This is a genomic window from Acinetobacter sp. ANC 4169, assembly GCF_002135355.1.
Taxonomy (GTDB): domain Bacteria; phylum Pseudomonadota; class Gammaproteobacteria; order Pseudomonadales; family Moraxellaceae; genus Acinetobacter.
Genome location: NZ_NEGE01000019.1, coordinates 40,206 through 52,152, shown reverse-complemented (window position 1 = coordinate 52,152; position 11,947 = coordinate 40,206). Strand labels below are relative to the sequence as shown.

Below are 11,947 nucleotides of genomic sequence, written 5' to 3'. Positions count from 1 at the left end.
CGAGGCAGAACCTCAAAAGATAAAAACGGTGGATAAATAAAAATCGCCTAGAATTTTACACGTCTTATCCACAGGATTGATTGTTTTAGGATTGGGACAATGGCGTCTTCGAGCTAGTTTATGGGCATGTTTAGCGAAATAGCCATTTCTGGCTCGATTACGTTTGATTTCTCTAAAAATGGTTGAAGGGGAACGATTCAGTCTCGAAGCAATATAACGTTTAGAAAAACCTTCACGTAACAAGGTATAAATCTGATATCTTTCTTCTTGGGTAAGATGAGTATAGTTCATGATGCAACTTTGACTTTGGTCGGTCGGAAGCAGAATGCTAGCTCATCTTGCTTCTTTCCAATAATTTAATCTCTGTTGCACTTCATTTGAGAATCTAAGTTTTTTATTTAATTGATTCTGGTTAGAGATATTTTATTTCACTGATTTCATTCATCAGTAATTTGATGTACAGCATTGGAAACTTCAACCGGTTCAATATGCTGAATTTTATTGCCAAAACTTCTTAACCACCACACCAGCTGTGAAGTAAAAGGCACAGTTGCAGTGATTTGTGCTAAGCCATGATCCAGTTTGTTTATAACCTGGTCTGTACTGAGCTGGCTTTCATCAAAATAATGCGCATCTTCTTCTGTCATGATCAGTTGTAACACTACATTTTCGGTCGGCTTGTTATAGTCGACTCTAAACCCTAATGCCCCAGAATCAATATAAGCATCAATATCGAAATTCACCGGATGCATTGCACGTGAATTCAATACGATAGCCGATTTAAATCGGTGCAGGGCAAAGGTTTGAATATCGGTTTTATCATGACGGGTACAAATTAAATAAATAATTGCACCTTTTTGTACCAAGGCCAGAGGATTTAAAATATAAGTTTTTTCTTCACCCGAATGGCTGCGTCCCTGATAAATACATTCAAGCTGTTTATCTTGCAACAAACCTTCATAAATGGATTGTTGTGCCAGTTTATCGACCACAGGCGGAATCAGAGGTTGAGTCGCTGGAACAATGCGCACGCGGTTAATCCATTGGCGTACATTGTTTTGGGTCGACAAGCTGCGGCGTGCCAGATCAAACCAGGGATTCATCTCTTCAATCAGGCTAGGCGGTAACAGGTGTTTTAAATGTTCTTCGACCATCATAAAGGTGACCGCCTGCGAGCTGGTCATATGCGGCAAGCTTTGAATAGGCGCATCTGAACGCCAGCGCCAGCCCTGCGGTACGGTTTTACTGCTTTCAATCGGAAAACGTAACGAGATCTGATTTAAATCACGTTGAATGGTACGCAGGCTGATATCAATACCTTCACGTTGCAAAATTTCCTGCAATTCACGGGTGCCCATCCATTTCCCGGTAGAAAGACGAGATAAAATTTGCCACTGACGATACAGGCTATTCGATGTTTCTTTTTCTTGTGAAGACATAACTAAAATTAAAGATCAAGTAGAGTGTTTATATAACCATTAAATGATGAACACAATAAAAAAACTGAATTTTTTTTCGCAAGCCCTTGCGCCTGAAAGCTTGCATGTTTTGATATGAGCAAGAACAAAGCACGGCTTTATTTGCAGCGCAAGGCACAGCTGGGACTAGGATATTTTTTGACGCTACGTCGTTGTGAACTACGCATTTAGAATAACTAAATTTTTCAGTTCACGCCTGGTATCGCCTAAAAAATACGCGTAGTCGCAAACATAGAAGAATTACCAACAGACCCTAAAACGCAAGTGGATGAATAGCCTAAACGATGACTGGCATGTTTGTTGCTTGACTCTACTGACAATAGAGAAAATTACGAGGTTTGTATGCTTAAAGAAAATCAAGATACAAATTCGATTCCGTCACTGGAGACGTTTGCCCATACTGAAGCAGGGGCAAAAAGCAATGTGTCTGTAGCAACACAATTAAAACCAAACGCTAAATTTAATACTTTATTTCAACAGTTTAAATCACATTTTTTTAATGAATTGGTTGATGATCAAGGCATGTCCGGTGAAACCTGCCAAAAAATAGAACACTGGCTATCACAACATACGCTGGAAGAGTTGAAGTCGCTGAATCAGGCAGCCAAAGATCATTTTTTATATGAAGGAATTACTTTTACCGTATATGGCGAGTCCGAAGGAATAGAGCGAACCATTCCCTATGATTTAATTCCACGGGTGATTGAAAAAAAGCAATGGAACAAGGTATCGCTTGGCTGTGCACAAAGGGTACGGGCACTGAATTTATTTTTACACGATATTTACCATCAACAGGACATTTTGAAAGCCAATGTGGTACCTGAATTACAAGTGCTTACTCATGAAGCCTATCTGCCGCATATGTATGAGCATAATTTAAAAGGGAAAATATACAGCCAAATTAGCGGGATTGATATTATTCGTGACCGCCACGGTGAATTTTATGTGCTGGAGGATAATTTAAGAACGCCGTCCGGTGTGTCTTATATGCTGGAATGCCGCAAAATTAGCCAAGAGCTCATGCCACAGCTTTTCCAGCAAAATAATGTTCTGGCTATTGAGCAATATCCTCAGCTACTTAAAGAAATCCTGGCTGAAAATGCGTATGTCGATAGTCCTTTTATCGTGGTGCTGACACCGGGACGCTATAACAGCGCATATTATGAACATTCCTTCCTGGCAAGGGAAATGGATGTGCCTTTAGTGACATCGCGTGACCTTTTTGTAGAGAACGATAAGGTTTATGTCAAAACGATTCGTGGCAGACAGCAGGTTGATGTAATTTATCGACGGGTCGATGACGCATATCTAGATCCTCTATGCTTTTTGCCTGATAGCACCTTGGGTGTACCAGGTTTAATGTCGGCCTATCTAAATCACAATGTGGTGATTGCCAACGCACCGGGTACCGGAGTGGCAGATGATAAATCGATTTATCCTTATGTCGATAAAATGATTCATTTTTATCTGGGTGAGCAGGCCATCTTAAAAAATGTGCCTACGTATCAATGCCGGCAAACTGAAGATCTAGACTATGTTTTGTCCAATTTAGAACAACTGGTGGTGAAAGAAGCTCAAGGTTCAGGCGGTTATGGCATGTTGATTGGTCCTCAGGCCTCGAACAGCCAGATTGAGTCTTTCAGAGACAAAATTATTGCTGCTCCGCATTTGTATATTGCACAGCCAACGCTGGATTTATCGGTTTGCCCGACTTTGACCGATTTTGGCGTGGCAGAGCGTCATATCGATTTGCGGCCTTTTGTGCTCAGTTCACCTTACCGAACCGAAATTGTTCCGGGCGGTTTGACACGGGTGGCCATGCAGGCAGGATCACTGGTGGTGAACTCTTCACAAGGTGGTGGCGTTAAAGACACATGGGTGGTCGATAACCTGCATTCATAGACATCTAACCATGGGAAGGAAATTATGATTTTATTAAATAGTAATGCTCAGCACATTTTTTGGTTAGGTCGGTATTTAACCCGGATTCAATATGCATGTGGCCAGTTTCCATTTGTGGATAATCAGGATGCATTGCAATATGCCCATGGTTTCTGCTTGCCCGCTTTTGATGCAAGTTCACTCAATTCATTATTTCTGGATGCGGAACAGCCTTCATCGTTTAATCAACAATTTCAATATGCCAAAGATAATATTCAGGATTTGCGTGGCGTTCTTTCGGCAAAAGCCTATGCAGAACTGAATCAGCTGATTAAAAATGCCAACGAAAATGCGACTTATATTTGTGATGTGGCAGCAGATTGCCATGAGGTGATAGAAGCCGAATCGGAAGATGTGTTTCTGTTTTTTAGTTTGGGACAAAATATTGAGCAGCTTGATCGGCAAATTCGTCTGAAACAGGATCAGACTGTAACACTAAACAACCTGAATAAAGTTGTAGAGCTATTGACGCAGATTGGTTGGGATAAGCTGGATGCTGCCTGGCAGCAACTTAAATTAACACCGGATAATATGAATTTTTATCACTTTAGTGACCATATTCAAAATTTATTTGAGGTGGATGTATGAAGTTGATGATCAATCACCAAACGCATTATCAATATAGTGATCAGGCCTGCAACAGTATTCAGTACATTAAAATGACACCGACCAGCAATGCCCATCAGCAGGTACATTGCTGGGATGTCAGCGTGCCGGGGCTAAAAGAAATAAAAAATGATGCCTTTAATAATATCTGGATTACCAGTTCGCAGCGCCAGTCTTATAGCCAAATGACCATCATGGCGCAGGGCATCGTCGAGATTAACCCTGATACGCAGTTCGGGATTGCTACAAACCTCAATCCGCATTTATTTTTGCAGCCTACGCCAAGTACGCTGTGCAATGCGGAGATGAAAAGTTTTGCAGAGTGTTATGTTCCCCGGCTGAACCGAGCCAACTTAATGGTTCTGTCAGAAGCCATTTTAAATCATATTCCTTATACGCCCGACCGAACTTCGGTACAAACTTCAGCTATAGATGCTTTTCAATGCCGACAGGGGGTATGCCAGGATCATAGTCATGTCTTTATTGCCATGTGTAAATATCTAGGCTTGCCGGCGCGATATGTCTCGGGTTACTTATTTGTACCCGATTCATCTCATCTTGCCAGTCACGCTTGGGCAGAGGTTTTTTTTGAAAATTCGTGGTATTGTTTTGATACCAGCAACCAGTTATTTACGCCGAATGCACACATTTATGTGGCTGTGGGTCGTGATTACTGGGATGTTGCACCAGTGCGAGGCATACGAGAGCGCGGTGGTGTTGAATCCATGAACTCTATCGTTCAAGTGCTCGCTTGCTGAAAATTTAAAAGTCATAAGGAGTTCTCATGACTTATTGCTGTGCGCTACGATTAGAAGATGGTCTAGTCTTTGTGAGCGATACCCGTACCAATGCCGGGGTTGATCACATCTCGGTATTTCGCAAGCTCTATATCTTTGGTGTAGAGGGCGAAAGATTTCTCACGATACAGACATCAGGAAATTTAGCCACAACCCAGGCCGTGATTGGACATTTAAATAATCATCTGGAACTTAAACAAGAACCGAACTTGTATAGTGTGAACACCATGTTTGAAATGGCGGAACTGGTGGGGCATACACTAAAAAAAGTCATTGCTGATGTCACAGAAGACTCGCATATGCATGAACAAAGTAATTATTATTGTAGTATTTTGCTGGGCGGGCAGATTCAAGGTTCAGATATACAGCTGTACAATATTTATCCGCAAGGTAATTTTATTTGTGCAACAGAAGATACGCCTTATTTCCAGATTGGCGAAAGTAAATATGGCAAACCGATACTCGATCGGGCCTTAATTTATCAAATGCCTTTAGATGAAGCTGTACGTTGCAGTTTAATTTCTTTTGATTCTACCTTGCGTTCCAATGTTTCTGTGGGTATGCCACTGGATATGGTGGTGTATAAAAAAGACTCTTTGCATATTCCAAATGGCAAACGAATTTACGAAGAAGATCCTTATTTTAGGAAACTCAGTAAACAATGGTCAGATACTTTGCGTCGTGGCTTACAAGAGTTGCCAATTCCGACTGATGATTATCTAGAGTAATTAGCTGTTATCAGATTGAAAAAACCCAAGTACAAACTTGGGTTTTTTATTGAATTTATAGTGTTATTTTCTTATAGGGCGGGGGCTTAAACGACATAGCAGTTCATAGCCAATGGTGCCATTGGCTTCGGCAACATCATCCACTAAACGGTCTTTACCCCAAAGTTCAACTTCAGTACCCAGTGGAGCATCGATACCGGTCACATCGATCGCAATCATGTCCATTGCCACGCGACCAATGACACGCGTCGCTTGCCCCTTAATGGACACATAGTTTTGTTTGGGAAAGGCGCGGGGATAACCATCTCCATAGCCAATCGAAACGATGGCGAGGTTCATTTCTTTGTCTGCAGTAAAAGTTGAACCATAACCGACATGTTCACCGGCTTGAATATGGTTAAGGGCAATAATTTCAGCACTAAAGGTCATGACTGGTTTGAGGTCTAAATCATGGACTGATTTATCCGCAAATGGAGATGCGCCATAGAGCATGATCCCTGGACGAACAAAATCAAAATTCAATTCAGGCCATTTATAAATGGCAGCTGAATTACAGCAAGAGCCCATCACTGGTGCACAGGCTTGTTTCACTTGTAAAAATTGTGATTTCTGCTGTTCATTGAGGGGGTGGTCTGCATCGGCATTGGCAAAGTGCATCGCCAGTACACAAGTAAAACCTTCAGCTTTAAGTGAATTAATCACCTCAATAATTTCGGGTACTTTGAAACCCAGACGGTTCATACCGCTATTGAGCTTGACCCAAACTTTTAAGTTTTTGCCAATGTAGCGCGCTTTGTGTGCACGTAACCAGTCTAGTTGTTGCTGATGATGGACCACACATTCAATATTGTTCTCTACCACAACCTGCATTTCATCTTCAGAGAAAATGCCTTCAATCAGGGTAATGGGTTGTTGATAGCCAAGTTCGCGAATTTCTAAAGCTTCTTCAAGGCAGGCGACACCAAAGGCATCCGTATCACCTAAGGCTGCTAAACAGTCTTTGACTCCATGTCCATAAGCATTGGCTTTAACCATACTTACAATTTGAGCAGTTGGTGCAAGTTGTTTGACACGGTTTAAATTATATTGAAGGGCTTCTCTATCAATATAAACTGTTGCTTGGCGCACCCTAGTTACTCCTTGGGGTTACAATGAAACATTACAGCAATTCGTTGGATCAAATCGCTTATAAGCTACGTAAGAATATTATAGATATGCTTGTGATCTCAGTATCGAAAATGAGGAACTTAAGCAAAATGGAGAGTGATATTGTAGTCCTCTGATTGAAAATAAACACTAAGTTAAAGTGTATTTTTCACCAAATTTTAAACAGAAAAATATTATGTAATATTGAACAATGATAAATTAAAGCAATAGAACAAGAAAAATGAGGCTAAGATATTATTTCTAAAAACAGGACAAATAGTAAAAAAACGAGGCTTGAACCTCGTTTTTTTGGCTTATTCTTCATCATCATACTGGGCGTAGAACTCAGGTGAAAGATTACTAAAACGTGTATATTGGCCTTCAAAAGCCAGACGTACCGTACCAATAGGACCGTTACGCTGCTTACCGATAATAATTTCAGCAGTACCGGCTTCTTTGGATTCCTTGTTATAAACCTCATCACGGTAAATAAACATAATTAAATCGGCATCCTGCTCGATCGCACCGGATTCACGTAAGTCGGACATCACCGGACGTTTATTTGGACGGTTCTCCAGCGAGCGGTTAAGCTGGGAAAGTGCAATCACGGGACATTGCATTTCTTTAGCCAAGGCTTTTAAGCTTCGTGAAATTTCTGAAATCTCACCTACACGGTTATCACCCATACCGGGTACTTTCATCAGCTGCAAATAATCGACCATAATGCAGCCAATTTTCCCGCCATGCTGTTTGGCAATACGACGTGCACGTGCACGTAATTCCGTCGGAGGCAGGGCAGAAGAATCATCGATGTACAGATTTTTTTCCTGCAGTTGTAAAATGGTGCCTGTTACTTTAGACCATTCATCGCCATCCAGTTTACCGGCACGTAAATGGCCCTGATGCACTTTACCGTAAGCAGAAATCAAACGCATGGCAATCGAATCTGCGGGCATCTCCATGGAAAAAACCAAAGCAGGCAAATCGCAATTAAACAGCACACTTTCCACCAGATTCATGGCGAAGGTGGTTTTACCCATAGATGGACGGGCCGCAACAATGATTAAATCACCCGCTTGCATGCCTGAAGTTTTATTATCAAGTTCCAGAAAGCCTGAAGTTAAACCGGTAATATTGCCTTCCATTTGCGAAAGTTCATTTAACTTGTCAAAAACATCGGCGACTACAGCATTGATCGGTTTTGGGCCTTGAGCTTTGGCATTGTTATTATGCTGTTCGGCAATCGAAAAAATATTGGTTTCAGCCAGGTCTAAAATTTCACTGACACTGCGGCCTTTGGTGTCATAGGCATTTTGTAGAATTTCAGAGCTGACTTTAATCATGCTGCGTAAGGTTGAAAATTCTTTAATTTTATTGGCATAGGTTTCCAGGTTATAAAAACTGGAAGGGGAATCTGCCATCAATTGCATTAAATATTCTTCACCGCCTACAGCCTCTAGAAGATTTTGTTTGATCAGCCAGTCATTGACCAGGACTGCGTCATAAGGGGAATTTTCCTGGGCTAATTTTTCAATGGCACGAAAAATATATTTATGCCGTGTGGCATAGAAATCATTTTCACTTAATACATCACCGACTTGCTCAAAAGATTCGGCTACCGTCATAAGTGCGGCAAGAACGGCCTGTTCAATCGCCAAGTTATGCGGAGGGGTACGAAACTCTTTGAGTTGGCCCGACTCGCTTGCTTTATTATCGACTTTAGCTGAGTTAAGCATCGCGTTGGCATTCGCCTGTGACATATAAAACCCTAATTTTAAATGCAATAAATGAATAATTTAGAAAAAGTGACGAAGAACAAAAAGGTATTCTCTTCGTATAAGCAGATGATACGCGCTCTTAAAAAAAATGCGAATCGAAAATTTCATTTATTGAAGTGTTTAAAAATAGTCAAAATAAGTGAAGTGAACAAGGGCTAACTAAGCTGATTCAACTATTTTGACTATTTTCAGAGATAAAAAAAGAGCATGCAAAAGCATGCTCTTTTTCTTGCAAGAAATTACTCAGATACGATAGTAACGAGAACTTCAGCAACAACATCATGATGCAATTGGATTGCGATGTTGAATTCACCAGTGTTACGAAGCGCACCGTTTGGTAAACGAACTTCTGCACGGTCTACAGTAAGACCAGCATTAGTTAAAGCGTCTGCGATGTCACGAGTACCGATAGAACCGAATAGTTTACCTTCGTCACCAGCTTTAGCAGTGATTACGATGTTAACTTCGTTCAATTGGTCAGCACGTGCTTGAGCAGCAGCTAAAACGTCAGCTTCAGCTTTCTCAAGTTCAGCACGACGAGCTTCAAAAGCAGCAGTGTTAGCTTCAGTCGCTGCAACTGCTTTACCTTGAGGGATAAGGAAGTTACGGCCGTAACCAGCTTTAACTGATACTTTATCGCCTAATTTACCAAGGTTTTTAATGCGTTGTAATAAGATAATATCCACAGCTCAACCTCACTTATGATTGTCAGTGTAAGGGATCAACGCTAAGTAGCGAGCTTGTTTAATAGCAAGCGCTAATTGACGTTGGTAACGAGCTTTAGTACCTGTAATACGGCTAGGAACAATCTTGCCGTTTTCAGTGATGTACTGTTTTAAAGTATCGATATCTTTGTAGTCGATGTACGTAACGTTCTCAGCTGTAAAGCGGCAGAACTTGCGACGACGGTAAAAACGTGCCATGTAATGTTCTCCTTATGCTTCAGCAGAGTCTTGAGCTTGTTGTGCTTCTTCACGTTGAGCTTTACGCGCACGTTTTTCTTCAGCACTCTTAGCAAGTAAAGACTCTTCAGTGATTGCGTGTTCACGACGAATAATAACATTACGAAGGATTGCGTCGTTATAACGGAACAATTCTTCTAATTCATTAAGCGTAGCTTGACCACATTCAACGTTCATTAAAATGTAGTGAGCTTTGTGAATTTTGTTAATTGGGTAAGCCAATTGACGACGGCCCCAATCTTCTAAACGGTGAATTTGACCTTCAGCTTCTTTGATGTGAGTTAGGTAACGTTCTACCATACCCACAACTTGATCGCTTTGGTCTGGATGTACCAAAAGTACGATTTCGTAGTGACGCATTGTCAGCTCCTTACGGTTTGGACAGCCCCAACTCTTAAATGAATTGAAGCAAGGAGTCACAACCAAAGTTGTGTCGCATAAATTTGCGAAGCGTGAATTTTAGAGCCTTTGCTTGCTAAATACAAGGTTTAAGCACAGGAAAACGGAAAAATACTGAAAAAGGTGGATGTTAAATTTTGCTTTTCACAAGCTTTATGAGTAATAGGCTTACTTAAAGTTTGTAAGTGAAAAACAGAAATTAAAAATAGCAAAGAGGGCGTAAGAAGAGAAGATGAAATATCTCATTAAAAGATAGAGTGTAACTCTATCTTTTAAAAAAATACGATTTGTGTTGCCGGTGCGGTAGCTGTGAAACTAAAACAGATACTGATCACTGTAATTAAAATTACAGAATAAAGGAAAAAGCGTTTTGCCCAGAGTTGGTCATTTTCAGCTTTAAATCCAATTACACCAATATATAACCAGTAAATACATAAAGCATTTAATATCACTAAATAAAGCCAATTTGCATAACCATATACAAATAGGGCATTCATGGTGATGGTAAATAAAACAACATAAATCAACGATTCAATTTTAGTGCGTAAGATTGAACGCGCTACGGGAAGAATCGGAACACCTGCATTTTTGTAATCGTCAAAACGATAAACAGCAATAGCCCATGAATGAGGCATTTGCCAAAGTGCATAACCGATGAAAACCAGTAAGGCACCCAAATCAAAATGTTGAGCGACAGCGGTATAACCGATCACAGGCGGTGCTGCACCAGAAATACTACCAACGATTGTTTGATGAATAGTCGTTCGTTTTGTCCATAAGCTGTAAAAGCCAACGTATACGACAAAACCAAGGACTGCGAATAGGAAAGCGTATGCATTTACCCAAAACCATAAAATGCTAAAACCAATAAGTCCAAGTACCAATGCATAGGCATAAGCAACAGGTTCTGAAATGGATTTTTTAACCATCGCACGATTTTGTGTGCGCTGCATTTTTTGGTCGATGTCTTGATCAATAACATTATTGACCACGCATCCAGAAGCAACAACGAAGAGTGTGCCCAAGAGGGTAAGGAGCAGGAGAAGGAAATCTACAGAACCTTGGGCAGCTACAAAGTAGCCACCCAAAGTGGTAACGAAGTTACCAAAGAGAATTCCTGGCTTAGTCAGGAATAAATACTTTTTCAGCATGACAACCAGTTTAGATCATCATGTTGTAGTGAAGGTAGTTCATGATCCATACAGAACCAACCAAAAGGATCGCAATGGTCAGAATCGTATATACGAATGCAATAACGTTCCAGCGTTGCTCTGAAGAAGAGTTCATGTGCAGGAAATAAATTAACTGTACAAGAATCTGAGCAACAGCAGTAATTGCAATCACAGTAATCAAGATACCGCGGCCAAAACCACCCGCCATCACCATTCCGAAAGGAATGATGGTGAGGATGATAGATAGGATAAAGCCAACAGTATATTGCTTAAAGTTACCGTGCGCTGCACCAGCTGAATTGTGATCGTGACTCATTAGAGAACTCCCATCAAGTAAACTACGCTGAATACACAGATCCAAACGATGTCAAGGAAGTGCCAGAACAAGCTTAAGCATGCAAGACGACGAGTGTTTGGAAGAGTCAAACCATATTTCTTGATTTGAATCATCAAAATAATCATCCACACCAAACCTGAAGTTACGTGAATACCGTGTGTACCTACCAACGTAAAGAACGCAGAAAGGAACGCAGAAGTGCTAGGGCCATAACCTTCATGAACTAAATGATTGAACTCATATAATTCCATGCCGATGAAGCAAGCACCAAATACCCAAGTAATTGCAAGCCAAGTAAGAACTTTAGATACGTCTTTCTTGTATGCAGCAAGAACAGCAAAGCCGAACGTTACAGACGAAATCAAGAGAGCAAATGTTTCAGTTAATACGAAACCGAGAGATTCACCAAAAAGATCTCGTGCACTTGGAGTACCAACTGGAACGTGACTGCTTAATACAGCGAACGCGATGAAGAGTGTACCGAATAGGATCAAGTCACTCATCAAGTAAGACCAGAAACCAAAGACAGTGATGTCAGTATCATCGTGATGATGATGTTCATCGTGTCCGTGGTTATCGTGATGAAGTACTTCAGCCATAGTC

14 protein-coding genes are annotated in these 11,947 nt (G+C 40.9%); 4 read left to right on the top strand and 10 right to left on the bottom strand.

Annotated elements, in window-relative coordinates; all coding sequences use genetic code 11:
* Positions 1-12: 12 nt before the first annotated feature.
* The gene (locus B9T26_RS16005) at positions 13-291 is read right to left on the bottom strand and encodes a helix-turn-helix domain-containing protein (protein ID WP_086200301.1); all 279 of its coding nucleotides are present in this window, start codon (positions 289-291) and stop codon (positions 13-15) included.
* A gap of 146 nt (positions 292-437) precedes the next feature.
* Positions 438-1,439 (bottom strand): helix-turn-helix transcriptional regulator, encoded by a 1,002-nt coding sequence (locus tag B9T26_RS14135; protein ID WP_086200300.1) that lies wholly within the window; start codon positions 1,437-1,439, stop codon positions 438-440.
* Positions 1,440-1,820: 381 nt separating this feature from the next.
* Here B9T26_RS14135 and B9T26_RS14130 point away from each other — a divergent pair, with 381 nt between their 5' ends.
* Genes B9T26_RS14130 through B9T26_RS14115 form a run of 4 tightly spaced genes read left to right on the top strand, consistent with a single transcriptional unit; the run spans position 1,821 to position 5,550 of the window.
* Positions 1,821-3,380, top strand: a complete 1,560-nt coding sequence (locus B9T26_RS14130) for a circularly permuted type 2 ATP-grasp protein (RefSeq protein WP_086200299.1) — start codon at positions 1,821-1,823, stop codon at positions 3,378-3,380.
* Between the two features lie 24 nt (positions 3,381-3,404).
* Entirely contained in the window at positions 3,405-4,007 is a 603-nt protein-coding gene (locus B9T26_RS14125; RefSeq protein WP_086200298.1) for an alpha-E domain-containing protein, read from the top strand.
* Positions 4,004-4,783, top strand: coding sequence for a transglutaminase family protein (locus B9T26_RS14120; protein ID WP_086200297.1), 780 nt, complete (start codon positions 4,004-4,006; stop codon positions 4,781-4,783). The genes B9T26_RS14125 and B9T26_RS14120 overlap by 4 nt, the downstream gene beginning before the upstream one ends.
* 26 nt (positions 4,784-4,809) lie before the next feature.
* Positions 4,810-5,550, top strand: coding sequence for a proteasome-type protease (locus B9T26_RS14115; protein WP_086200296.1), 741 nt, complete (start codon positions 4,810-4,812; stop codon positions 5,548-5,550).
* 63 nt (positions 5,551-5,613) lie between these two features.
* On the opposite strand, the gene alr is transcribed toward B9T26_RS14115, so the two are convergent.
* The 8 genes from alr to cyoC form a co-directional block, all read right to left on the bottom strand.
* Positions 5,614-6,678, bottom strand: coding sequence for an alanine racemase (gene alr, locus B9T26_RS14110; RefSeq protein WP_086200295.1), 1,065 nt, complete (start codon positions 6,676-6,678; stop codon positions 5,614-5,616).
* Positions 6,679-7,010: 332 nt separating this feature from the next.
* Positions 7,011-8,456 carry a replicative DNA helicase gene (gene dnaB, locus B9T26_RS14105; protein WP_086200294.1) on the bottom strand — a complete coding sequence of 482 codons (1,446 nt, stop codon included), beginning with the start codon at positions 8,454-8,456 and terminating at the stop codon, positions 7,011-7,013.
* Positions 8,457-8,713: 257 nt separating this feature from the next.
* Positions 8,714-9,160, bottom strand: coding sequence for a 50S ribosomal protein L9 (rplI, locus tag B9T26_RS14100; RefSeq protein ID WP_086200293.1), 447 nt, complete (start codon positions 9,158-9,160; stop codon positions 8,714-8,716).
* Positions 9,161-9,169: 9 nt separating this feature from the next.
* The gene (rpsR, locus tag B9T26_RS14095; RefSeq protein WP_004719336.1) at positions 9,170-9,397 is read right to left on the bottom strand and encodes a 30S ribosomal protein S18; all 228 of its coding nucleotides are present in this window, start codon (positions 9,395-9,397) and stop codon (positions 9,170-9,172) included.
* A gap of 12 nt (positions 9,398-9,409) precedes the next feature.
* Entirely contained in the window at positions 9,410-9,796 is a 387-nt protein-coding gene (gene rpsF / locus B9T26_RS14090) for a 30S ribosomal protein S6 (protein ID WP_086197267.1), read from the bottom strand.
* Between the two features lie 311 nt (positions 9,797-10,107).
* Positions 10,108-10,986: a heme o synthase gene (cyoE, locus tag B9T26_RS14085; protein ID WP_086175040.1), complete on the bottom strand. Its 879-nt coding sequence runs from the start codon at positions 10,984-10,986 to the stop codon at positions 10,108-10,110.
* 10 nt (positions 10,987-10,996) lie between these two features.
* Complete coding sequence (locus B9T26_RS14080; RefSeq protein WP_086200292.1) at positions 10,997-11,323, bottom strand: cytochrome o ubiquinol oxidase subunit IV; 327 nt, start codon at positions 11,321-11,323, stop codon at positions 10,997-10,999.
* Positions 11,323-11,943 (bottom strand): cytochrome o ubiquinol oxidase subunit III, encoded by a 621-nt coding sequence (gene cyoC, locus B9T26_RS14075; protein ID WP_086200291.1) that lies wholly within the window; start codon positions 11,941-11,943, stop codon positions 11,323-11,325. The genes B9T26_RS14080 and cyoC overlap by 1 nt, the downstream gene beginning before the upstream one ends.
* Positions 11,944-11,947 lie beyond the last annotated feature (4 nt).